The sequence below is a fragment of the Sphaerochaeta globosa str. Buddy genome, from assembly GCF_000190435.1.
In the GTDB taxonomy this organism is placed as follows: Bacteria; Spirochaetota; Spirochaetia; order Sphaerochaetales; family Sphaerochaetaceae; genus Sphaerochaeta; species Sphaerochaeta globosa.
This window is the reverse complement of record NC_015152.1, coordinates 931627-953472: the sequence shown is the minus strand read 5'-3', so window position 1 is coordinate 953472 and position 21846 is coordinate 931627. Positions and strand designations below refer to the sequence as shown.

Annotated in this window: 22 protein-coding genes and 2 tRNA genes; 5 read left to right on the top strand and 19 right to left on the bottom strand. The window is 50.4% G+C overall.

Features of this window, described 5'->3' with window-relative positions; translation table 11 throughout:
- Positions 1 to 6 precede the first annotated feature (6 nt).
- The 7 genes from SPIBUDDY_RS04475 to cobT are packed head-to-tail and all read right to left on the bottom strand — an operon-like array spanning position 7 to position 4991.
- Positions 7 to 891: an SAM hydrolase/SAM-dependent halogenase family protein gene (locus SPIBUDDY_RS04475; protein ID WP_013606568.1), complete on the bottom strand. Its 885-nt coding sequence runs from the start codon at positions 889 to 891 to the stop codon at positions 7 to 9.
- On the bottom strand, positions 869 to 1090 hold the full coding sequence (locus SPIBUDDY_RS04470) for a hypothetical protein (protein ID WP_013606567.1): 222 nt from the start codon (positions 1088 to 1090) through the stop codon (positions 869 to 871). The genes SPIBUDDY_RS04475 and SPIBUDDY_RS04470 overlap by 23 nt, the downstream gene beginning before the upstream one ends.
- Positions 1087 to 1692 (bottom strand): bifunctional phosphoserine phosphatase/homoserine phosphotransferase ThrH, encoded by a 606-nt coding sequence (gene thrH / locus SPIBUDDY_RS04465; RefSeq protein ID WP_013606566.1) that lies wholly within the window; start codon positions 1690 to 1692, stop codon positions 1087 to 1089. Before thrH ends, SPIBUDDY_RS04470 begins: the two co-directional genes overlap by 4 nt.
- Before the next feature lie 48 nt (positions 1693 to 1740).
- Positions 1741 to 2481, bottom strand: a complete 741-nt coding sequence (gene cobS / locus SPIBUDDY_RS04460) for an adenosylcobinamide-GDP ribazoletransferase (RefSeq protein ID WP_172634185.1) — start codon at positions 2479 to 2481, stop codon at positions 1741 to 1743.
- Between the two features lie 2 nt (positions 2482 to 2483).
- A complete protein-coding gene (gene cobU, locus SPIBUDDY_RS04455) occupies positions 2484 to 3131 on the bottom strand; it encodes a bifunctional adenosylcobinamide kinase/adenosylcobinamide-phosphate guanylyltransferase (RefSeq protein WP_013606564.1) in 648 nt (215 codons plus the stop codon).
- Positions 3132 to 3147: 16 nt separating this feature from the next.
- Positions 3148 to 3948: a cobamide remodeling phosphodiesterase CbiR gene (cbiR, locus tag SPIBUDDY_RS04450; RefSeq protein ID WP_013606563.1), complete on the bottom strand. Its 801-nt coding sequence runs from the start codon at positions 3946 to 3948 to the stop codon at positions 3148 to 3150.
- Positions 3945 to 4991, bottom strand: a complete 1047-nt coding sequence (cobT, locus tag SPIBUDDY_RS04445) for a nicotinate-nucleotide--dimethylbenzimidazole phosphoribosyltransferase (RefSeq protein ID WP_013606562.1) — start codon at positions 4989 to 4991, stop codon at positions 3945 to 3947. The genes cbiR and cobT overlap by 4 nt, the downstream gene beginning before the upstream one ends.
- A 59-nt stretch (positions 4992 to 5050) precedes the next feature.
- On the opposite strand from cobT, the gene SPIBUDDY_RS04440 reads away from it, so the two are divergent.
- On the top strand, positions 5051 to 5956 hold the full coding sequence (locus tag SPIBUDDY_RS04440; RefSeq protein ID WP_155816053.1) for a DMT family transporter: 906 nt from the start codon (positions 5051 to 5053) through the stop codon (positions 5954 to 5956).
- On the opposite strand, the gene SPIBUDDY_RS04435 is transcribed toward SPIBUDDY_RS04440, so the two are convergent.
- Both SPIBUDDY_RS04435 and SPIBUDDY_RS04430 read right to left on the bottom strand, forming a co-directional pair.
- Positions 5946 to 6812, bottom strand: a complete 867-nt coding sequence (locus tag SPIBUDDY_RS04435) for an HhH-GPD family protein (protein WP_245523809.1) — start codon at positions 6810 to 6812, stop codon at positions 5946 to 5948. The two genes, SPIBUDDY_RS04440 and SPIBUDDY_RS04435, sit on opposite strands and share 11 nt — an antisense overlap.
- 14 nt (positions 6813 to 6826) lie before the next feature.
- The gene (locus tag SPIBUDDY_RS04430; protein ID WP_013606559.1) at positions 6827 to 8059 is read right to left on the bottom strand and encodes an AI-2E family transporter; all 1233 of its coding nucleotides are present in this window, start codon (positions 8057 to 8059) and stop codon (positions 6827 to 6829) included.
- A 55-nt stretch (positions 8060 to 8114) separates the two neighbouring features.
- Here SPIBUDDY_RS04430 and SPIBUDDY_RS04425 point away from each other — a divergent pair, with 55 nt between their 5' ends.
- From SPIBUDDY_RS04425 to SPIBUDDY_RS04415, 3 genes are read left to right on the top strand one after another with little or no spacing between them, the layout of a single operon-like run.
- Complete coding sequence (locus SPIBUDDY_RS04425; RefSeq protein WP_013606558.1) at positions 8115 to 8858, top strand: RNA methyltransferase; 744 nt, start codon at positions 8115 to 8117, stop codon at positions 8856 to 8858.
- Positions 8851 to 9657, top strand: a complete 807-nt coding sequence (locus tag SPIBUDDY_RS04420) for a glycerophosphodiester phosphodiesterase family protein (RefSeq protein ID WP_013606557.1) — start codon at positions 8851 to 8853, stop codon at positions 9655 to 9657. The genes SPIBUDDY_RS04425 and SPIBUDDY_RS04420 overlap by 8 nt, the downstream gene beginning before the upstream one ends.
- Positions 9658 to 9688: 31 nt before the next feature.
- Positions 9689 to 10798 carry a DUF362 domain-containing protein gene (locus SPIBUDDY_RS04415; RefSeq protein WP_013606556.1) on the top strand — a complete coding sequence of 370 codons (1110 nt, stop codon included), beginning with the start codon at positions 9689 to 9691 and terminating at the stop codon, positions 10796 to 10798.
- A gap of 46 nt (positions 10799 to 10844) precedes the next feature.
- Here the strand turns inward: SPIBUDDY_RS04415 and nagB are convergent, their stop codons facing one another.
- The 4 genes from nagB to SPIBUDDY_RS04395 form a co-directional block, all read right to left on the bottom strand.
- On the bottom strand, positions 10845 to 11657 hold the full coding sequence (gene nagB, locus SPIBUDDY_RS04410) for a glucosamine-6-phosphate deaminase (protein WP_013606555.1): 813 nt from the start codon (positions 11655 to 11657) through the stop codon (positions 10845 to 10847).
- 52 nt (positions 11658 to 11709) lie between these two features.
- Positions 11710 to 12780 carry a tRNA 2-thiouridine(34) synthase MnmA gene (gene mnmA / locus SPIBUDDY_RS04405; RefSeq protein WP_013606554.1) on the bottom strand — a complete coding sequence of 357 codons (1071 nt, stop codon included), beginning with the start codon at positions 12778 to 12780 and terminating at the stop codon, positions 11710 to 11712.
- A 74-nt stretch (positions 12781 to 12854) separates the two neighbouring features.
- A tRNA-Asp gene (locus SPIBUDDY_RS04400) sits at positions 12855 to 12928 on the bottom strand.
- A gap of 104 nt (positions 12929 to 13032) precedes the next feature.
- A tRNA-Asp gene (locus SPIBUDDY_RS04395) sits at positions 13033 to 13106 on the bottom strand.
- Between the two features lie 103 nt (positions 13107 to 13209).
- Between SPIBUDDY_RS04395 and SPIBUDDY_RS04390 the strand changes: the two genes are divergently transcribed.
- Positions 13210 to 14109, top strand: coding sequence for a phosphatase PAP2 family protein (locus tag SPIBUDDY_RS04390; protein ID WP_013606553.1), 900 nt, complete (start codon positions 13210 to 13212; stop codon positions 14107 to 14109).
- Here SPIBUDDY_RS04390 and SPIBUDDY_RS04385 read toward each other — a convergent pair.
- The 6 genes from SPIBUDDY_RS04385 to SPIBUDDY_RS04360 form a co-directional block, all read right to left on the bottom strand.
- Complete coding sequence (locus SPIBUDDY_RS04385) at positions 14069 to 14662, bottom strand: exonuclease domain-containing protein (RefSeq protein WP_013606552.1); 594 nt, start codon at positions 14660 to 14662, stop codon at positions 14069 to 14071. The two genes, SPIBUDDY_RS04390 and SPIBUDDY_RS04385, sit on opposite strands and share 41 nt — an antisense overlap.
- Positions 14659 to 15933, bottom strand: a complete 1275-nt coding sequence (locus tag SPIBUDDY_RS04380) for an L-cysteine desulfidase family protein (RefSeq protein WP_013606551.1) — start codon at positions 15931 to 15933, stop codon at positions 14659 to 14661. The genes SPIBUDDY_RS04385 and SPIBUDDY_RS04380 overlap by 4 nt, the downstream gene beginning before the upstream one ends.
- Before the next feature lie 57 nt (positions 15934 to 15990).
- Positions 15991 to 17202, bottom strand: coding sequence for a mannose-6-phosphate isomerase, class I (gene manA, locus SPIBUDDY_RS04375; protein ID WP_013606550.1), 1212 nt, complete (start codon positions 17200 to 17202; stop codon positions 15991 to 15993).
- A gap of 94 nt (positions 17203 to 17296) precedes the next feature.
- Positions 17297 to 18916, bottom strand: a complete 1620-nt coding sequence (locus SPIBUDDY_RS04370) for a Na+/H+ antiporter NhaC family protein (protein ID WP_013606549.1) — start codon at positions 18914 to 18916, stop codon at positions 17297 to 17299.
- 205 nt (positions 18917 to 19121) lie between these two features.
- Positions 19122 to 20384: a hypothetical protein gene (locus SPIBUDDY_RS04365; RefSeq protein WP_013606548.1), complete on the bottom strand. Its 1263-nt coding sequence runs from the start codon at positions 20382 to 20384 to the stop codon at positions 19122 to 19124.
- A 12-nt stretch (positions 20385 to 20396) separates the two neighbouring features.
- Positions 20397 to 21830, bottom strand: coding sequence for a hypothetical protein (locus SPIBUDDY_RS04360; RefSeq protein ID WP_013606547.1), 1434 nt, complete (start codon positions 21828 to 21830; stop codon positions 20397 to 20399).
- Positions 21831 to 21846: the final 16 nt, after the last annotated feature.

The window sequence follows — 21846 nt, the reverse complement described above, 5'->3', positions numbered from 1 at the left end:
CTCTAGTCATGATACCACTGAAAAGGTAATTTTCCACCCTTCACCCGTGCCGATTTGATAGGTTGCAGCAAAACTCCCCTGATTGACGGCAATTGCAAGCTTAAGCAGGCTGTTGACATAAATCAACGGCTCCCCTTTGTCCACATCAGTGAACGCCTTGCAGAGGGGCAGATGGTAGCCGTACACGATTCTTCCGTTCTTGGTAATCACCACTTGCAGCTGATCGCCCCAGTCTACGCCCAACTGAGACAAGAATTCATTGCCGATATTCGTCCACAACGAACCGTAGCGGCTATCATGAATATCGATGGAACCAATGAGGGACGTGCTTTCAAGGCGTGCCCGCTCAATCTTCAACTTGACCAGTTTGGGAAGAATCGGACCTAGTTGCTCAAATTCTATGAGTCCGGCAGCAAGACGGGCCCCTGTATATGCATAGACATCGCGACCGAAAAACGTGTAACTCATCTGGCTGCCGCTAAGCCGGTTATCCTCCACGTTGATCGTACGTACTTCCACCAATCCGATGCGGTCGGCAACATGGGTAAGGGTCCCGTTGTCAGGCGTCACCACCACATGCCCACTTTCGGTCAGGGCGGCAATACTCTTGCGGTCTGAACCCACCCCGGGGTCGACCACACACACAAATACGGTACCGGCAGCCCAATACGGCAAAGCTTGGGCAAGCCGGTAGGAAGCTTCCCAGATGTTGAATTGAGGGATGTCGTGGGTCAAGTCGTCCAACCGAATGCTGTTGGAAATGCTGTTGGCCACCCCGTGCATGGCAGAGACAGCTCCATCGCCGGTACCAAAATCACTGAGGAAAACTACGGTCTTCCGTTCTTTCCATGCTTGGTTTGCTATAAGCTCATTTTTGAGTCGACTCTTCATGCGCTTTCTCCCGCCCTCTCATCTGACGGTCGAATTTCACGGCATAGACAAGAAGGGCAACTGCCATACTTAACACTACCAATCCTAGCACGAGCACCATCAATAAGGAAGGCTTGTATACCAAGCCAAGCAGGGAGAACCCAACCAGCATGGAAAGTACAAGCATGACTATGGTGGGAGTCAGACGTTCTCTCTTCATGCTTTCAGGAAATCCTCGATCTCAGAAAGAAACTCTTCGTACGTGTTGGTGATGCGTAGATCGGGACACTGGGTGAGTATGGTTTGGGGTGCACGGAAAAGACAACCGCCATCAGCTTCCCTGATCATATTCAAATCGTTGTAGGAGTCGCCTGCTGCAAAGGTACGATAGTTCAGGACCTTCAGCGCCTGAATTGCCTTTCGCTTGCCGTCATGCAGCCGCATACGGTGGCGCACAATCATATTCTGATCGTCGACCTCAAGGCTGTTGCACCAAATCATAGGATAGTCGAGTTGGCGCATCAGAGGCTGGGCGAACTCGGTAAAGGTGTCACTGAGGATTACCACCTGAGTCATCGACCTAAGAGCCTTGAGGAACTCATAGGCACCTTCAAGCGGTCCCATACCGTCGATTACCTGCTGGATATCGGAAAGATGCAGGTTGTGCTCTTTGAGAATCCTAATGCGGTTGGCCATGAGCTTGTCGTAATCAGGCTCCTCGCGGGTTGTAATCTTCAGCTCTTCAATGCCGGTACGCAAGGCAACATTAATCCAGATTTCCGGTACGAGTACCCCTTCCATATCAAGACAGACAATATCCATCACCCTACCTCTCATGTTGTGTAAGGTAGTATTACCGACACGCCAAATTCATGCAAGAGGGAGAAGGAAGCCGAGAAGCGATGCACTTTCACAAAGTACCTCGATTGCTCCCAATACATCCCCTGTAACCCCGCCAAGACGCTTCTTTGCAACCCGCATGACGACAAGGTTCATCACCAAGGCGCACCCCAGCGAGAGCAAAGCCCTCAAGGCGAATGTTTCATTACAGAAGTAATACAGGAGCACCAACGCGACAACTACTTGGAGCGTAGGTGCAATGCTGTGTTTCCTGGTCGAACGTCGTACCAGAAGAGAAGCTGTGCCTTCGCCTTCTCGTGCATAGGAAAGAAACGAGGCTGCAATAACCTGCATCAATCGCCCGATGGCAGGAGCAAAAATAAGAGCCAACGGCAGCGTTTGGACAAGCTCGGTTATACATGCATACTGCACAAGCAATACGGTGATAAGCACAATCACTGCAAAAGCGCCGCTATGGCTGTCACGCATTATCGCCAAAGCCCGCTCACGACTGTACCCGCCCCCTAAGCCGTCGGCAAAATCAGCAAGACCGTCGAGGTGAAAGCCCCGAGTCAGATAGGCACCTGCTGCAATAATCAAGGCAGCGCAAACGGTATCAGTGAGAGGGAGCAAGGAGATGCCGTATGAGCATAACCCAAGAACGGCCCCCACAAGGGGAAACCAAAATAAACTCTTCTCAGGCTTATCCTCACCGTTGCCGGGTAAGGGGAATCGAGTAAGGGTCCTGAAGGCAAAACTCAGGCTATGCAAGGTCACAACACCTTGCCCTTGAGGGCAAGCGGCAGCCCTGCCACGAGCAGAATGACATTCTGGGCGATCTGGGCGATATCCTGATTCATCCATCCTGCGAGGTCACGGAAGGAACGGCTCTCGGCATCGGCAGGAATCAGACCCAAGCCCGTTTCATTGGTCACCAACAGAATCTCGCAAGGAGGGTTGCGAAGCACCTCATACAGTGCATCCATCTGCACAAACCGCTTGGAAGGTATCCCATAGTGATGCAAGAGATTCCCCAGCCATACAGTCAGGCAATCAACTACGCATACTTCAACTGAGGGTGGAAGGTCCCTGATGGCCTTAGCCAAGTCAAGATTTTCCTCGATGGTGATGAATCGTTCTCCCCGGTCCTGCTGATGGGCGGCAATCCGCTGTTTCATCTCCTCATCAATCGGTTCGGCTGTTGCGATATAGGCTCTCGATTCAGTCCCTTCACAGATATTCAGTGCATAATCCTGGGAATAGGAACTCTTGCCGCTTCGCCCTCCACCTATGATAAGGCTCACTTGGCTCTTGAGACGGGTATGAATTCTCACTCCCCCGGTTGTAGAAACAAGCGTTCCTTTTCCAGGATGAAGCGGATATCCCATTATCTGGGTCTTTTTCAGGTCAATGGTAGCCATGGCGCCCTCCCCAATTTCAGTTCATCATAGCATGGGTTTGACCCAAGAGGGAGAGGGAAGCATGGAACTGTTCCTCGGAAAACACTTCCAACGTAAGAACACGCTCCCTACCGTCGCAGTTTCCTTGCGAAACGAGACGATGCAAAAAATGCTCGATAGCGGCTTGATCCCCCTGGTCCAAACCCAGGTGGTCGGTCTTTTCACGCACTCCATGCAGATGGCAGATGCGAGTCCTTCTAAAAAGGGCATCCATCGCCTTGTCGCTGTCATACCCCATCAGCCAGATATGCCCGATGTCCAGCGTTACCGAAAGATTGTAGCGTTCAACCAAGTCCTGCACAGAGGAAAACGGATAGCTGAGCGTTTCAATGCAGAACATGCTTGGATCCACATCCGTACGTTTCAGCAACGTCTGCAAGGTCTCATCCACACAAACGTGCCAACGTCCGACATCCAAGGAAGGCAGTGGCCCATACAGTTCAGGAGTGAGATGCAGTACATACCCGAAAGGTTTGAGGCTTCGAGTCAGTTCGATGATGGAAAGAAGGGAGGAAACACACGCTGACCGAAGAGAGGGATCACTGCTGCCGGGATATAGGTCCAAAGGGAAATGCACCGTATAGGTAAGGTCATGCTGCGTAGCAAGAGCTGCCAATTCATCAATGACCTGCTTGGATGGTAGATTACTCATCCCTTCGCTTTCGAACAGGACCAGTTCAATATCATCGACTAGGGGGGCGAGGTAGCGGACATTGGGAAGAATGTCGTCAGCCAGAATATAGCTGGTGGTCCCGATACGGAGATTTGGAGTTTTCATAGTACCCCCAACTCTTGCAGGAGCGCGGTGCTGTTCGTAACCCTACCCTGTTCGAAGCTGGTCATCTCAAAGAGAATATGGCTTGCAAGCCGAACCAGCGGCCAGGCCGCCAAGGCTCCTGTTCCTTCTCCCAGCTGCATTCCCAGGTCAAGAAGTGCCGCTTTGCACCCGATGGCATCCAGTATTGCCTGATGACCCTGCATTGCAGAGCGATGGCAGGCAATCAGGTAGTCAGCCAAGGCTGGCTCCATTCGTACCGCCACCAAGGCTGCACTGCTTACCACAAACCCATCAAGCAGGATGGGCAGGCCCAGCCGGGCCGCCTGCCACATGCCACCACAGATGGCTGCCATCTCATATCCCCCAAGGTTGCAAAGCACCTCAAAGGGTTCGCGCTGGGAATGCAACGAAAGGGCTCTCTTAATTACGGCTATCTTATGCATGAGCTCCTCATCGCTTAAGCCCGAACCTTTACCGGTGAGCGAGGCCACAGGCAAGCCGGTGAGGGCTGCAGCCACGCTGGAAGCACTGGTGGTATTCCCTACTCCCATCTCACCGAAGGCAATGGCATCAAAGCCTTGCGTAAAAGCATTTGAAACGGCCTTTTGTCCCGCTTCAATTGCCTGCAAGCAAGCCTCTTTATCAAGAGCCTTTTCATACAGGAAATTCCTGCTTCCCCAAGCAACTTTCTCATCCAACACGCCGTCAGAGGGAGAGAACGTATGCTTGACTGCTACATCGATGACACAAAGCGAAACATTGTTCAGACCTGCAAACAGGGAACATGCACCACCACTGGCGGCAAAATTGCAGCACTGCTGATAGGTAATCTCAGGAGGGCTGTGCGTAACCCCTTCCTCAACAATACCATGATCTGCAGCAAAGAGAATAAGTGCAAGATGCTTCAGCGGACGGGACCTGATCAGGGCGAGGTCCAGGGCAAGGTCGGAGAGCCTTCCCAGGCTGTGGGGGGGCATCGCTTTACCAAGCAACATCTGCTGGTACATACAAAGGGAACTTCGGTCGACTGGGGGTATGGACATATCGCCATTGTAGGAAGGTTATGCTGGCATGACAAGGCATGAAAGGATACAATACCCTCATGAACCTCGCACTGTATCTCATTTTGGATGTCATCACCGGCATGGTCATTTCAATCATGGTTGTTGCAAACACCCTGTACGGGCAAGCAACGACCATGGGCGTCTCGCTGATCGTCAATCATACCATTGGATTGACTATTCTTTCGCTTATCCTGATAGTCGGAAGAAACAAGCCTGCAATCAGGGGGCCCGGGCTGAAAGCTCCATGGTATCTCTATTTCAATGGTTTGTTCGGTTTGGCCATTTTGAATCTGAATTACTATACGGTCATCAACACCGGAGCATCGCTGGCTATGGCTTCCACCGTCTTCGGTCAGAGCCTCTGCTCGCTTGTATTTGATCTTACCGGCTGGATGGGTATGCAAAAACGTTCCTTGAACAAGGCCAAGGCCCTCAGTCTGGGAGTCAGTCTGGTCGGCATTATCATTATGGCCGGCAGCGGTGAAGGGACGTTCGCCTTGCTCTTCATTGCACTGGGCATTCTTGCAGGCGCCCTTACCATGACGCAAATGGTGCTCAACAGCACGCTTGCCATCTACAAAGGAGCCATCAGGGCCAGCCATCAGAATTTCATCGGGGGCCTGGCTGCTGGTCTGGTTTTTTACTTCCTCTTGCAGGGAAAGGAGACACTTGCAGGTCTCATCACCACACCAAGCCTCCCCTTGTTGCTGTTCTTCTCCGGCGGTACGCTTGCGGTATTTGTGGTGGTAAGCACCAGTTACGTCATCGTGAAGATTCCTGCGGTCTATTCAGCTTTATTGCTCTCTTCCGCCCAGATTCTCATGAGCCTGGCTATCGATACCCTATTCTTTGACAGCTTCTCGCTGCCGCTGTTAGTTGGTTCGCTGTTGATGCTTGCCGGTATGGCCGGAAATTTGTTCGTAGATAAGAAGGCTAATCCTTAGCAATACGGTATATGCCGTCCATCTCCTCGACAAACCCCTCGCTTTGCAACTGTCCAAGGCATGCATAAATGCGATTTTCCTCAAAACTTGCGAGCATCGTAGCTATCTGGTCGCGCTCTTTGGGTCCGGTATCGGAGAGCAGGTGGATCAGGGCCCCGCGGATCTGGCGGTTTGAATTCTCAAAGGTGCTCTGCTTTGCATAGTGGGCGCTGCGAACGTTTGCGTTGGGAAGCAACTGCTTGAGCAACACCCCATAATCCATCAGGGCGTAGTACCAGCTCTTCATATCCTGTACCCCGTCGGCCAGTGAGGCAAGCAGGTTTTCCAGTTGCCTGTCTTTCACCGCTTCCTCTTCTGCAAAGAAACAGGTTAGCAGAACCCTACGTATGTTTGTTTCCAGGTAAATTGACTTGTGATGGTAGCAAAACGCAAGTAAAGCTGCCGCGGTTGACTTCCCCACCCCGGGAAGCGATGCAATCAAGAGAGGGTCATCAGGAATGGTCCAGTTCCAGGCTTCGGTCATTTTTGCACTTTTTCTGAGGTTCAATGCCCTTCGGTTATATCCCAAACCTTTCCAGTGAAAGAGCAGCTCATCCAGCGAACTGCCAGCCAAATCGGCGAAAGTAGGCCATAGAGAGAGGAATAGCTCGTATTTAGGCTCGACTCTGGAAGTCTGTGTTTGCTGAAGCATCACTTCTGAAAGCAGGATATGGTACGGGTCGCTGGTCTGTCGCCACGAAAAATGACGACCATGCCGTTCGTAGAAGGAGAGAATCCGCGAGCGAAACTCCTCTAGTGAGGAGCTTTCAAGCGAAAAGGCCGGCCAAAGATAGGTAGCCGCCTCTTGTTCTGTCAAGAAAGGGAAACCGTTCATTTTTTGTCGCCGAAACTCTCAGGCAACACAAAATCGCCCTTATGGTAATCGTTGGTCGCTTCGGCATTCTCCGCCTCAGCCATGTGGGCCGCCGTAGGATGCTCGCCGCGCTTGAGCTTATCCTGCTTTCTCAGATATCGTTCCAAGGTCCGTTGTTTGGTACTCTCCCGTTGGTAACTCTTGCCGCTTGAAATGAGGATTGCCACAGGCCTCAGACTCTTGATATTGGCGCAAAGGATTTGCAGGACGCTGGTCAGCGGAACGGAGATGAACATCCCAGGAATACCCCAGATAAATCCCCACAATGACAAGGAAACCAGAATAACAAAAGGAGAGAGGTTGAGCTGTCCTCCCTGAAGGCGAGGATCGATGATGTTGCCCAATATCATCTGGGTGCTGATGGTAAGGATGCCCACGTACATTACGTTAGTCCAGTCAGGGGCAAATTGGATCAGGGCCATAAAGATGGTCAATGTAGTGACAATGACCGATCCGACAGAGGGGATGAAATTGAAAACAAAGGCCAACACACCCCACAGGATGGGTAAGTCGAGCCCGGTAACTATGGCAGCCAAAAAGAAAAACAGTCCGGTGAAAGCACTGATCACAGCCTTAAGAAGCAGATATTTGGATATCTGGCGGGTGATGCGTTCAAACATCACGGCAATTTTCATACCTTTGCTCTTGGGTATAGCTGCAAGCAACTTGGGAATGACGCTCTGTCGCTCCAAGAGCAAAAAGAGAAAGAATATGTAGACCAGGGTCGCTACCTTGGTTATGTCCAGGAACTTGTTTGAAATGGAAGTAAGACTGCTGATCGCAAGACTCGACCAGTTTACCGGCAGAAGGGAGAGGAAACTTGTTCCTAAAGGAAGATCGACGAAGGTAGAAACCCTGCTGGAGATCAGCCGATCCAGCGACACCACTTTCTCGGCATAGAAGGGTATCAAGCGAACCAAGGTGTCCACGGTCATGATTACAAACCAACCGGCCAGCACAAATATGAAAAGCAAAAGAGCCATCACAAAGGTTACTGAAAAAATCTTGGGGATGTGCAATTTATCGAGCCGACGCAATAAAGGACTGAATAATAGGAAACAAAAGAAAGAGAGGACCAAGGGGATGGTAACATCCTTGGAGACTTTCAGTACTGCAAGAATGGCCAAAACTGCGAGTATTCCAAGAAAGATATGTGAATACTTGTTGTTGCCGGACGATGTTTCTGTCATGGAACAACTATAGACTAGCTTGGAAAAACCTTCAATATCTGGTACTACTGGATTTATGGACCAACAAAGCAATCTCGCCAGGATTCAAATTGTACTTGTGGACACACAGGATGGAGCCAATATCGGCTCGACGTGTCGCGCTATGAAGACGATGGGAATCACCCGTCTCGTCCTAGTAGGAGAGCGTGAGTATGATGAGAATCGCGTACGAACACTTGCCCTGCACGCCAGCGATGTGTGGGACAATGCAAAGCGATTTCCAACCCTCAAGGAGGCACTTGCGCAAAGTGTACTCTCAGTTGCTGCCACCCGAAGACGTGGCAAGTTTCGCAAGAATAGTGCACTCAGCCCCCTGCAACTTGCATCCACCATACAACAGACTGGACAGGGTTTGGTCTCCATTGTCTTTGGCAGGGAATCGGACGGATTGACCGACGACGAGGTCGCCCAATGCTCGCAGGTGGTTACCATTCCCACCAGCGACCAATTCCCTTCCCTCAACCTCTCCCAAGCTGTCCAAATTGTCACATTCACTCTGTTCGACACCATCAAGACATATCCTGTCGAGGCCAATCCGGTAACTCAGGACCGATGTGAAAAAGCAGCCCTCGCCTCTTGTGAGGCACTCGATGAAATCGGGTATTTCAAGCTCGCCCAGGAAAAGCTTTGGACATTCAGATTCCTTAGGGACACCTTTGTTCGTGCAGGGTTGACTGAAAGCGAAATCCAGAAAATGGTGAAGGTCTTTGTGAAAATGTCCCGCATCAAGGCTCATAAGGAGACGGAGGACGATGTTTAAGTCTTTTTTTGATCCAATTCCCCGCGTAGTCGCCCATCGGGGTGACAGCGCCCACTTTCCTGAGAATACTTTGCCGGCCTTCGAAAGCGCCTGTAAAATGGGTGTGGATGTAATCGAGACCGATGTACATTTGAGCAAGGACGGCTACTTGGTAATTTGGCACGACCCAACGCTGGAACGCAATACCAACGGCAGCGGCAGTGTCGAAGATCACACCCTTAGGGAACTGAAACAACTGGATGCCGGGTACACATTCACCCCCGATGGAGGAAAAACCTTTCCTTTCCGAGGCAAGGGAGTACAGTTATGCACCCTTCAGGAGGCACTGAAAACCTGTCCAGCGATGCGTTTCAATGTCGATTTGAAAAGCGAGGGCCCCGACACTGTGGATGCCTTCATTAGGGTAATCGAAGAGGAGCAGGCAACCAAGCGCGTTGTGGCAGCGTCATTCAATCTTGCGAATCTACAGTTGCTTAGGAAAAAAGAGCCAAGAATCCAGACCAGTATCACCACAAAGGAAGTGGCTCCCTTGCTTGCATTGCAAAAACTGCATCTTCTGCCTACGTGGACAACTGCAAGGTCAAAGGTGATTTTTCAGGTTCCTGTCCGCCAATGGGGGATTGAAATCATAACCAAGCAGTTTGTAGAGGTAATGCACAGGCGGGGATCCATTATCCAGGTATGGACCATCAACGAGGAAGCAGAGATGCGCCGCCTTTTAGGGTTGGGTGTTGACTCGATCATGACAGACAGACCACAGCTGGCTATCAAGGTAGTCAGTGAGATGGGACTACGATAACAAATAAAAATCAAAAACCGGGGTATTTTCCGTGAACACTTCCAAAGTCTACTACACAAATCTTCGTTGCCATAATGGAGACTCACGCCTTATCAAACTTGAAAGACTGATCAAGCAAGCCGGCATTGCTTCCATCGATTTCAAGAATAAGTTCACCGCCATCAAAATGCATTTCGGCGAGCCGGGGAACTTGGCTTTTCTCCGACCTAATTACGCAGCAACCGTGGTCGATGTAGTCAAGCAGCTGGGAGGAAGACCCTTCCTGACTGATTGCAACACCCTGTACGTAGGAGGGAGAAAGCACGCCCTGGACCACTTGGACAGTGCATACAAGAACGGGTTCATGCCGTATGCCACCGGTTGTCACCTCATTATCGCCGACGGATTGAAAGGAACCGATGAAGTCCTGGTTCCCGTCGTTGGCGGGGAGTATGTGAAGGAGGCAAAGATTGGAAGGGCCCTGATGGATGCCGACGTTCTGATCAGCCTTACCCACTTCAAGGGACATGAAAGCACAGGCTTTGGCGGGGCTCTGAAAAACATCGGGATGGGTGGAGGATCACGGGCTGGTAAAATGGAGATGCACTGTGATGGAAAACCCCAGGTGGACCAGAGTTTGTGCATCGGTTGCGGCAACTGCGTGGACATTTGCGCCCACGATGCCCCGATGATCACAGAGGGACTTTCCTGGATCGACCAAAACAAGTGTGTCGGTTGCGGCCGCTGTATCGGTGTCTGTCCCACTGATGCCATTTCCAACAACGACAACAGCTCCAACGACAAGCTGAATTGCAAGATTGCTGAGTATACCCATGCAATCTGTTATACCAGACCTTGTTTTCACATCAGTATCGTCATCGAGGTCTCCCCCGACTGTGATTGCCACAGCGAGAATGATCTGGCTATTGTCCCGGATGTCGGGTTCTTTGCCTCATTCGACCCGGTAGCCTTGGACCAAGCCTGCGTGGATGCAGTAAACAACATGCCCCCCATTCCTACTGCCAAGCTGGGCCAAGTGAGTCAGAAACAGTGCGACAACCTTACAACCAGCCATCCGACCACCGATTGGCGGGTAGGACTGGAACATGCAGAAAAAATTGGATTGGGGAGCACCAAATACCAGTTGATCGAAGTGAAATAAGATGATTCAGGCTCAGCAAAAAATGCTGAGCCTGCTTTTCTTTAGGTTACTTGAGCATCGCTGCAACTGAAAGATTATCGCCTTCAATATCCTTGAAGTACTTGTAGGTATCCACCTTCAGTTCTCCGCAGGCAGCTTCATCGCAGACGATGAGAGCCTTGGGGTGCAGTTGCAATGCACTGCAGGTCCAACTCTGGCTGACGCCCCCTTCGATGGTCGCCTGCAAGGCCCGTGCCTTGTTATGGCCATTGACCAGAATGATGACCTCGCGGCTGTCAGAGACTGTCTTGACACCGACGGTCAGGGCCTGGGAAGGAACCTTGCTCATATCGTGGTCGAAGAACCGGCTGTTCATAACCTTGGTGTCGTAGGTAAGACTCTTGATGCGCGTCCGGCTGGAAAGGCTGGAGAACGGTTCGTTGAATGCGAGATGTCCATCGGCTCCTATGCCACCGAGAAACAGCTCGATACCACCAAAGGCGGCAATGGCATCCTCATAGGAGCGGCATTCCTCTTCGAGGTCTTTGGCTGTCCCGTCCAGGATGTGCACATTTTCGGCTTTGATATCGATATGGTTGAAGAAATTCTTCCACATGAATGTGTAGTAGCTCTGCTCGTGGTCCCGAGCAAGTCCGACATACTCATCCATGTTGAAGGTAACAACATTGGCAAAGGAGACATACCCTTCCCTATTCAGCCTGATCAACTCAGCATAGGTTCCCAGCGGGGAGGATCCAGTAGGGAGGCCAAGGACAAATGGCCGATTTGCATTTGGTTCAAACGCCCTGATTCTGTTGGCAATATACCGTGCTGCCCAGAGGGACAGATTCTCATAATCGTTTTGGATAATGACTCGCATTGATCGCTCCTTGTCATTTCATCATAAACCGAAAGCAGGAGGTGAGCAACACTCAACAGGCTTGGACGATAATGCCTCCGCAAAGAATGACAGGCCCATCATAGAGGACCAACGACTGTCCGACGGTGGCGGCTTTCACTTCATCACTGAAGATTGCAGTAATGCTCCCATCGGGATTCTGATGCGCTTTTGCCTCGGTAGCAAAGCCGGTTGAGCGGATTTTTGCCTGAACCATGACCTCCTGCTGAAGCGTTTGGACGCTCGACCAAACAACATCGCCAGCTGTTACGGTGCTTTGCAGAGTATCCTCTACAAAACCGACCACTACTTCATTGGTATCAGAGCGCAATGCAAGCACATAGAGAGGCCTTTCTGCTGCAATACCCAAGCCCTTGCGTTGGCCGATGGTATAATGCCAAATACCTTCATGCCGACCCAACACACGGCCTTGCCTGTTTACAATGTTGCCGGGGCGGGACGTAATGTCCAACAGGTCCGTGTAATCACCATCGTAGAAGTCCTGGCTTTCTTCTTGATATACCTTGTGAAACCCTTGGGCAACATCGATGCGCCGGACTTCTTCCTTGGTCATTGCACCAAGAGGGAACAGGGTACGGGCAAGCTGTTGCTGGTTGAGCCGATAGAGGAAGTACGACTGGTCCTTTTTCAAGTCTACAGCCTTTGCAACTGCATAGCGGCCATTCTCTTCAACAATTCTTGCATAGTGACCGGTAGCGAACCGATCAAAGTCCAGTCCGCTTTCCTTGGCGTACTCCACCATGGCTCCGAACTTAATCTTGGAATTGCACCAGACACAGGGATTGGGAGTCCTTCCATCCATGTATTCCGTCTTGAAATTGGCTAGCACAATTTCTTCAAAGAGGTCACTGAGTTCAAGCACCTGGTGCTCGATTCCAATTTTCTCACAGATTTTCTTGATGGCGATAATATCTTCAGTCTTATCGGGAGCAAAGCAACTGGTGGAGTTCAAGGGACGAGTCAGATGGGAGCGTTTATTCCAGATGGTCATCGTAACGCCCATCACCTCATGCCCCTGCTGCTTCAATAAGTAAGCAGCGACTGAAGAGTCAATCCCACCGCTCATGCCGACCAGTACCTTCATCGTTCCTCCAAAATCAGGATATACCTGCATATAATAAATGAAACCGCCCTGGAATCCAAGGCGGTTTCTGAAAGCGAGAGTGACGGGACTCGAACCCGCGATCTACGGCGTGACAGGCCGTCGCGATAACCAGCTTCGCTACACCCTCATAGCAAGAGTGAAACTACACTATCCTTGTAGTTTTGTCAACAACCCACAAAGCGTTTTCAAAAAAGTACAGCCACCTTGGAAGTCCCAAAGCGGCTGCAGAAACGAGAGTGACGGGACTCGAACCCGCGATCTACGGCGTGACAGGCCGTCGCGATAACCAGCTTCGCTACACCCTCAAAAAGCACTCTTGGAAACTACACGAAACGCATTTTTTTGTCAACTACATTGCTGGTTGTCAGAGATATTTTCCTCCCGTATACTGGCTCCAAGGAGTTATCCATGCAAGAAGCCATCATGCTGTTCTTTCTCAATATTGCAAACCCAGTCCTCGATTTCTTGGCGAACATTGCTTCAGCGGTAGGCGAGCAGACTTTCGTCATAGCAGTCATTCTCTATGTCTTCTACAACTATGACAAGAAGAAGGGCTTTGCGCTCTTCACCTCGGTCCTGTTTGCTGTTCTTGGCATGGGGATCCTCAAGGCCATAGTCCGTGCACCAAGGCCTTTCCAGGTACTCCAGTCCATCGATGGGAAGCGATTGGAAACGGCAACAGGCTACTCGTTCCCCAGCGGTCATACCACCACCGGAGCGGCCTTTTATACCGCATTGGCTCTCACCTTCAAAAAAAGGCCTCTGAGCATCCTATGTGCCGTGATGATGGCTCTCGTAGGACTGAGCAGGCTCTATTTGGGAGTTCACTGGCCTATAGATGTTTTTGCTGGCTTGTTGTTGGGTGTGGCCATCAGCTTCGTGGTGAGCCACTATCTGAATGCTCTCTACGACGACAAGCAAAAGCGTATCCGTCTCAGCATATGGATCGGAACCCTTTCCTTCATTGCAGGGACCATCACGGCTATCCTGCTCAATTTGGGCCTGATCGATGAAGTTGCCTTCACCGACCTCATGAAAGTCTTTGCCCTGGGCGGCGGTGGCTACTTGGGCTTTGCCCTGGAGAATGTGAAAGTCAACTTCGTTGTCCAAGAGAAGCGAAGCAAGCAAATCCTTCGCTACGTAATCGGGCTTATCGGCATTCTGCTGTTCATGGGAGCCAAGGCAATTATTCCTGAATCGCTGTACGCAGTTGGAGCTTTTATGCGCTATACGCTGGTAGGATTCTGGGCAACCGGACTCTATCCACTTATAGGAAAAAATCTGCGTCTTTTCGCTGGTTCTCGATAAATTTCGGCTCAATGCCCTTGGTGATCAAAAAGCGGCGTAGGTCGAGCATCTCGTACAGGTGCCCGTAACAAAGCTTGTGCATCATTTTCCCGCACATGATTGCATCATCAAGGGCATAATGCGCCTGATATTCCATTCCATAGTAGTCCACCAAGTAGCTTAGTTTGTAGCTGAGCATCTTCGGCCAGACTTTCCTTGCAATAGTCAGCGTACAGAGATAGGTCATTTGCCGTGCTTCCAGGTCATACACCTCAAAGCATCCTTTGAGTACGCCCATATCGAAGACTGCGTTGTGGGCCACCAACAAATCTTTTCCGATGAAGTCCCGCATCTGCGGCCAAATCACATCGAATTCGGGAGCGGCAAGGCATTCTTCGTCCTTGAGTTGGTGCACCGCTGTCATGCTTGGATCGAAATACGGGTGCTTTGGATGAATAAGTGAATAATACGTGTCCAGCAACATCCCTTCTTCATCAAATCGAGCCAAAGCGACCGAGCAAGCGCCGCCCGGATATCCATTCGCCGTTTCAAAATCTATTGCAACATAGTTCATGCTTGTTTTCCCAACATGATGGAAAGAATCGTTTTATCCGTTTCTTCCATACCTTCATGGCTGATTCTCGATAGGAAATCCATACTCTCTTTACTGGTCTTTCCAACAATACCGCTCTCATTTCCCGGAGACATTCCCCTGAAAGCAAGCTTGCACGCGAGGTTTGCAGCTTCTACACAGCTGTAAATCTTCAGCGCACACGTCATTTTCGCCCCATCGCAAATAATACCGGTAAGGTTGCCCACCATGGTATTGAATGCCCTATCCATTTCCAACAGAGTGCCGTCGAGCAGGTACACCAGTCCGCAGGCAGTACCGATGGCTGCGGTAAAGGCCCCACACAAGGCACTGAGTCTATTCTTTTTCGCCGTCAAGGCAAGGCCAATCAGTTGACTGAGCAATAAAGCCCTACCCAGTTTCTCATCACTGCACTTCAAATAGGAACCAACAACCCCCAGAGGAACCGTAAGGGTAATCCCCTGGTTGCCGCTGCCGCTGTTGATAATAACCGGAAGCGGACAACCAGCCATTCTTGCATCACTGGCTGCAGCAGCCATAGCCGAAGCAAGACTGAACGCTTCAGACAGGCTTGAAGGTTCCTTACCAATGGGTTCAGAAGCAATCCTCCCCACAGAAAGCCCATAGGAATGCTCCATGGCATGCTTGGCTATCGCCATATTGGTTTCTTTCGCTTCCAGGACCAAATCCAGAGCTTCTTGTGGTGCACTCTGTACCCATGCAAGCAATTCAGACAAGGAAGTATTTCCCAGAAACTGGGCATCCTCCTCTTCCAAGGAAGAGCCACAGGCATCGACAGCCAAACTGAGCAAGACCTGTCCATGCTGCTCAAGATAACTAAAACGGTCATGCTCACCGCTGATGACAGCAATCGCATACCCTTCATCATTCTTGGCGATCACTTTGATATAGAGTGAAGGAACCTCTGTTTCGATGGAAAGCAAAACAGGCAACGCACTTGCCCGCTGAATTTGCTCTGGGCAAAGATCACTGAGAATACTCAAACCTTTCTCGACATCCCCACCGGAGGCACCGAGTGCAACAGCAGCTTGAATACCTTTGAGTGAGCAATTGGGCAGTCCTACTCCCATGGCATTCTTTACCATGTCCCTACTGGTAATTACTTCCAGGGATGTAGGATAACCAGTCAACAGCTGTGCAGCCTTAGCACCGGCAAGGGCTGAGGCTGCAGGTTCTGTGCAGCCCATCGCAGGGCGCATTTCTTTGCGTAATACCTTCAGATACTTATCCATACAAGGACTATAGCATTCTAATAACAGGCTATCCAAGCCTAAATTGAGAAAAGTTCTCTAGCGCGGAACATCGGCGATAAAGAGCGTTCCCTCAACCTTCAAGGTATAGGAAGCAAGAGATGCAGCGACTACATGGCAACTTCCCTTTTCCAACGTACGAGTCTCCGTTTCCGACTCAAAGGAAGCCTGTCCTTCGGTAACAAACAACATCTCGATACTTCTTCTCTCATTGATATGATAGGTTCCTGACTTGAGGACCATAAGGTGGAACTCTTCCGTGGGGGTAAGTACATGAAGTCGTCCTGAACGGCCGATGAGCATCGGCGCTTTTTCAACTTCTCTGCCCTTGATCTCCAAAATTTTCATCAGCTCTTTCACATCAACTTTCTTGTTGGTAAGCCCCCCGCGCAACACATTGTCCGAGGCACTCATCAACTCAATGCCGTTGCCCAGTACGTAGGCGTGCAATGTCCTCGGTTCGAGATAGAGGGCTTCACCCGGATACAGATGCTTCACGTGCAGCAGGAAGGGGCAGAAAAGCCCCGGGTCTTTTGGATAGGCCCCATAGCAAGAGAGCACAATCCCTTTGCTTTCCAAGAAAGCACCATCGCCGGTGGCAAACGGAAGGTCCTCATGAACTTTCAACGAAGCAATGTACTCTTCTATCAGGACAGAGAGATCTTCCATCTTCATCGTATAGAGCTCTTCAAAGAGTCTTGCCAAAAGCTTGTCTGAGGATTCTTTCTCTGTTTCCAAATAGGAAAAGTGCAGAGCAAACCCATCTGGAATAAGGAGTTTCAACATAGGAATTATCTGAGCAAGCGGTCTGAACCCACACATGGCAGTAATGGGGGTAAGGGCATAAATAACTTCGGCCTTTCGGTTGGGATCCTTATAGTTCCACAGGTCCTTGCTCAGATGGGCTCTGATGGCCTCTTCCTTGGCCCACCCATCCTCGGCTTGTGCCTTGGTGGGATGCACCTGTATGGATAGGGGGCGATCGATGGCCAGGACCTTCAACAAAAGAGGAAGTTGATCACCGAAACAATCCAGATGTTCCTGGCCGAACCAATGAAGACTGTCCTGTGAAAGGAATGTAGAAAGGGCTTCACCATTCTCAACGACTTTGGCATCACCACTGGGATGAGTCCCGAACCAAAGCTCTGCTTTACTCTTTGTATCCTCTTCCTGGGAGAGAAGTGCGGGAATGAACGAGCTGTTGCCCCACTCGTACTCCTTGATGTGTCCTTGAATCTGTACTATATCCATGCCGTCCTCCCCATACATATAAGTATAAGTGGCTTGCGGCCTCAGGGCAAGACAAAGCCCGCCAAACGGCGGGCTAAGCAGCAGAAACGGTCCCTTACTTCTTGTAGTAACGGGGCAGGAACACCATTGCTGCGGCGAAGCAAATGAGTGTTGCCAACCAAGCTACGAAGACATTGAGGGTTATACCACCGAAAATGAAACCTACCAACGTACAGATTGCTGCAGTAACTGCATAGGGCATCTGGGTTGCTACGTGCTCAAGGTGAGGGCATCCTGCACCGGTTGAGGAGAGAATGGTAGTGTCGGAGATCGGGGATGCGTGGTCACCGAAGACCGCGCCGCCAAGCACCGCACTGACGCTGATCATAGCTGCATTGAGCAGTGAGGAATCAGCAAGACCCTTTGCTTGGGCAAGACCAACGGCGATGGGCATTACAATCGGGATCATGATGGCGAATGTGCCCCATGAGGTTCCGGTTGAGAAGGCGATCAGGGCAGATAGGGCGAAAGCGATTACCGGCACCAAGGCAATGGGGAAACCACCGCCGACAACGACATCACTGAGGAAGGAGGCAAGGCCGAGGCCGCCGTCTTCGGGGCTGCTCTTGATAACCGTTCCGATAGTCCATGCCATCGTCAGGATGATCAGGGCGGGCACCATCGATTTGATACCATCACCAATGGCTTCGCTTGCAGACTTTATGGAGAAAAGCTTGCGGACCATGTAGTAAATATAGGAAATGACCAACGTAAAGATGACAGCATAGAAGAGGGCCATGGATGCGTCGGTGTTGTTAAAGGCATCACCAACGGACATGGAGGCGGCTGCTGCACCCAAGCTGGTAATAGTCTCTCCATCGATGGCACCAAGGTAGGTGGTAACCGGAAAGAATGTGACTGCGGTAATAATGAGAACAATGATGGGGAAGAGCATGTCCAGGGGTCTGGCTTTGGCCGCATTCTCGTTGCCATCGATGTCGACTTCACCAGGAGCGGGCCCATACGCCTCGTTGTAGAGCTTTCCGGTTTCCTTTGCATAGGCGATACTGCCGGCCATCGGACCAAAGTTTCTCCCTGACAATACGATGAACAGTACCATGAATACCGTAAGCAATGCATAGATATTATAGGGTACCGACCGCATGAAGAAGGAGAATTCACTTACTCCAAGTACTTCAAAACCTTCAGAGCCTTTTACAATCGACATGACCGTGATCACCCAGCTGGAGATGGGTACGAGGATACACACAGGAGCTGCCGTGGAGTCGAGAATATAGGCCAGCTGAGCACGGGACACCTTGTTCTTGTCGGTAATGGGGCGCATGACCGTTCCGACGGCAAGACTGTTGAAATAATCGTCGATGAAAATCAAGAGGCCGCAGACCCAAGTCATCAAAAGCGTGCTTTTCTGCGTGTGAAGCTTCTCTGCAGCCCACCGGCCAAAGGCGTGGGCGGACCCGGTCTTGCTGAGCATGCCGACCAAGCCGCCGAGCAATGCACAGAAGAGGAAGATGCGGATGTTCCAACCATCGTTGAGGGAACCTGCAATCATGTCGGTAAGGTTGATGATTGCAACCAGGGGATTCCCGCCGGCTACAATGATTGCTCCGGAGAAAATGCCGAGAAACAGAGAGACCATTACATCCTTGGTAATAAATGCAAGGGTAATGGTGAGAACGGGAGGAATGAGTCCCCAAATTCCAAAACTTGTCATGTTGACCTCTCTCAAATAGGGTGAAAGACCCTGTATGTGTGATATAGCGAGACTATAACACGGGTTTCGTTACAAAGTATAGGTCGAAACATGCACAATTATGGAAATTTACACAGAATGTTACTTAGATAACAACACCAATCCCTAGACGTGGAAATGCCCTCCTTTGCAGGGAGGGCATTCCAGTTGAGTAGAGGAAACGATACTAGCGAGAGAAAAGCGAGAACCGGAGGGAGAGTGCATCGATGGGCTTGTCTCCGATACTCGGACCATACTCTTGGGTGTAGTATGCAGCATCGATATGGAAGACCAAAAGGTCAAACCCAACACCAAGCGACTGATACCCCTTATTCAAACCATAGCGGAAATCAAACAAGCTGAGCAGTCTCACAGAAGCTCCAAGGCGGGTCTGTTCAAAGAAGGCTCGGGTAAGATCCTCGCCTGTCTTTCCAGACATCGCCAAGACGTCAACAACATCAACTGCGACAATCGGTCTGAGCAAGGAACCAATGTTCGGAGCCCATGTAAGACCGGCATCGAGTCTCCAAGGAACTTCAATAGTCCACTCGGGTTCAATGGCAGCTGTACTTGCATCGTCGTCAGCATCTTCAGTCAACCGTTGCCCAAGAACTTCTTCTGCCCAGTCGTTCATGGAATCATAGGTGTTCATGGTGTAGTTGCCATTGAAATTCTTAGCAACGACAGAGACGGTCAGTCCTACCGGCAGGTTCACATTGACACCAGCGGAGAGAGGTAGTGCATACCCAGCCATCAACGGGGTCTCATTCATGAAGGTCTTGGCTGGATCAAAGTTCTCATCCGCTACAGCAGACGTGATGGTCGATGCGCTCTGAGCCTTGAGATACGCTTTATACACTGCCTTTGCTGATACACCAAGGTCGATACTCATCGTTTCAGCAAGGTTAATCCTGAATCCATATCCGACGGTTGCAGCAGTTGTTACTTGAGCAATCAAATTCAAGGAAGAACTGTCTGCAGTCTTCTGGAAACTCATCAAGCGTTCTTGAGCCTCAAGAGAGAGTGCAAAGCTACCAAATGACATACCCATTGAAAGATCGGTGGTGAGAATATCACCATAACCTTGCGTAATGGTCTTCAGGAATTCAGCAGCTGCACCAGCAGGATCATCATCCTCAATTTTGTCAAACATCTGGCTTTCAAGAATCTTGACCGGGTTGTAGGCAGTTACCGTCACAGCCGGGAATGAAAACTTGAAACCAGCTTTCGCAGCATTGGCAGGGTTCATCAACCAGCTATCGTAGTACCCACGAACACCCAAGCCTGCTCCGCCCATGCTCAAGACCCTTACGCTGGTACCTTGGAACGATTCTCCAGCAGCCTTATATCGTTCGACGGTAGCAGGATCATATACACTGACCGCAGCAAATGCGCCAGACAGCCCAACCAACAGCAATAACACAACCAGGAGTATTGTAATCTTTTTCATTCTGTTTTCCTCCTACTCTTCGAACCATTCGTCAATGGTAGTCGGTAGGTCATCGAGCATTTTATCCAAATCTGCGTTTTCAAATCCAGTCATCTCAACAAGCGTCTTTGCCCTGTTGGCCAAATTGGTAAGTATTTGATCATTTGTTTGCTTACTACTCAAATAGGTGCCCATTGCTGTGAAAATCTTCTTGAAATCACCAGGAATAGTCATAGTCCCGGGAGTTGTCTCATCCAAGGTCCCTGAAGCCATTGCCTTATTAGCATTTACAAACGCCAAGAAGGTTTCTGGCTTCGTCAAACTCGGAGTTGTTGACTCCGCGTCGTAGAAATCGTCGAAGGTAGTAACCATGAATGCAATCAGATACTTAATCAGCGTACCTACATCCATCCTATCATCTTCAAAGTTGCTTATGTTACCGGCCTCATAGAATGCAATCGCATGATTCATGGATGCCAGATATGCTCTCTGATTCAGCAGGAATTTCTTATATTGCTCTGCGGTATACGTAAAGGTGTCTTCAGACTTCTGAATGCCAAACATCCCAACAATCTGGGGCATGAGAGTATTGACCACCTTAACCCCGATGGAATCTTTCAGATCATCCAAAGGAACAGTATCATCACCTCCATTTCTTGAGCTCTTATCTCCGCTGTCATCCATCAAACCCGTGAGGCCTGTGATCAGGTCCCCTGAGAAGTTGATGGTTGAAGCTCCGGAGAGCTGCTCTGCAACCTGGGCGGTGAACAAGGCATCGCCGAGAATTGCCAGGGCTGTGTCAGAGTCTACAGTCGCAGCATCAATACCACCCGACCCATCGGACAATTGCGTGATGGTATTGTTGACCAGGTTCGTCATCATCTGAAGGATGAGGATATCACCCTGGGTAATATCATCAGTTGCACTGAAATCAGGAAGCGAAAGCTCTGCAATAGCTGCTCCAAGCGTTGGGTTGTCTGTTGTGACTTGGGCTGCCAATGAGGTTATCACAGCATTAAAGACGGCAGTCGTGCCAGCTGCAGCAGTTTTCTGTTCAGCAGTTGCCGGTTTACTGAGTTCTACAATCAGTGTAGCGGTCTGTGTCGGAGAAGTCAGCGCCGATGCAACTGAATTCTTCAACGCATTTTGATCATCAACTGACTGGGGTGCCAAGATTGTGGCTCCAGATGTCAATCCGCTAAGATCAACTCCATTTATCCCAAATACCGTTTCAGCTGCAGTGTTTGATGTTGTTGCAGTTGACCCTGCAGTACCGAGCGAGGCAATTGCGGTAACCGCCGCCTCAGCATCAGCTTTATTGGGCTGCACCCATTCGTTGTCGATATAGACGTTTCCACCGAAGCCGCCCATGAGACCGGCTATGTCGGAACGTATATCAGCGTCACATGAAATCATTGCAATTGTTAGAATCGGTACTAACAAAACCAGTACGACCACTCTCTTCATGATGCCCTCCTCTGTG

Bases quoted from the DNA above. Each gene is read 5' to 3' on its own strand.
- SPIBUDDY_RS04475 (WP_013606568.1), bottom strand. From the start codon at position 891: ATGAAGAGTCGACTCAAAAATGAGCTTATAGCAAACCAAGCATGGAAA.
- SPIBUDDY_RS04470 (WP_013606567.1), bottom strand. From the start codon at position 1,090: ATGAAGAGAGAACGTCTGACTCCCACCATAGTCATGCTTGTACTTTCC.
- thrH (WP_013606566.1), bottom strand. From the start codon at position 1,692: ATGGATATTGTCTGTCTTGATATGGAAGGGGTACTCGTACCGGAAATC.
- cobU (WP_013606564.1), bottom strand. From the start codon at position 3,131: ATGGCTACCATTGACCTGAAAAAGACCCAGATAATGGGATATCCGCTT.
- cbiR (WP_013606563.1), bottom strand. From the start codon at position 3,948: ATGAAAACTCCAAATCTCCGTATCGGGACCACCAGCTATATTCTGGCT.
- cobT (WP_013606562.1), bottom strand. From the start codon at position 4,991: ATGTCCATACCCCCAGTCGACCGAAGTTCCCTTTGTATGTACCAGCAG.
- SPIBUDDY_RS04440 (WP_155816053.1), top strand. From the start codon at position 5,051: ATGAACCTCGCACTGTATCTCATTTTGGATGTCATCACCGGCATGGTC.
- SPIBUDDY_RS04430 (WP_013606559.1), bottom strand. From the start codon at position 8,059: ATGACAGAAACATCGTCCGGCAACAACAAGTATTCACATATCTTTCTT.
- SPIBUDDY_RS04425 (WP_013606558.1), top strand. From the start codon at position 8,115: ATGGACCAACAAAGCAATCTCGCCAGGATTCAAATTGTACTTGTGGAC.
- SPIBUDDY_RS04420 (WP_013606557.1), top strand. From the start codon at position 8,851: ATGTTTAAGTCTTTTTTTGATCCAATTCCCCGCGTAGTCGCCCATCGG.
- nagB (WP_013606555.1), bottom strand. From the start codon at position 11,657: ATGCGAGTCATTATCCAAAACGATTATGAGAATCTGTCCCTCTGGGCA.
- mnmA (WP_013606554.1), bottom strand. From the start codon at position 12,780: ATGAAGGTACTGGTCGGCATGAGCGGTGGGATTGACTCTTCAGTCGCT.
- SPIBUDDY_RS04390 (WP_013606553.1), top strand. From the start codon at position 13,210: ATGCAAGAAGCCATCATGCTGTTCTTTCTCAATATTGCAAACCCAGTC.
- SPIBUDDY_RS04385 (WP_013606552.1), bottom strand. From the start codon at position 14,662: ATGAACTATGTTGCAATAGATTTTGAAACGGCGAATGGATATCCGGGC.
- SPIBUDDY_RS04380 (WP_013606551.1), bottom strand. From the start codon at position 15,933: ATGGATAAGTATCTGAAGGTATTACGCAAAGAAATGCGCCCTGCGATG.
- manA (WP_013606550.1), bottom strand. From the start codon at position 17,202: ATGGATATAGTACAGATTCAAGGACACATCAAGGAGTACGAGTGGGGC.
- SPIBUDDY_RS04370 (WP_013606549.1), bottom strand. From the start codon at position 18,916: ATGACAAGTTTTGGAATTTGGGGACTCATTCCTCCCGTTCTCACCATT.
- SPIBUDDY_RS04365 (WP_013606548.1), bottom strand. From the start codon at position 20,384: ATGAAAAAGATTACAATACTCCTGGTTGTGTTATTGCTGTTGGTTGGG.
- SPIBUDDY_RS04360 (WP_013606547.1), bottom strand. From the start codon at position 21,830: ATGAAGAGAGTGGTCGTACTGGTTTTGTTAGTACCGATTCTAACAATT.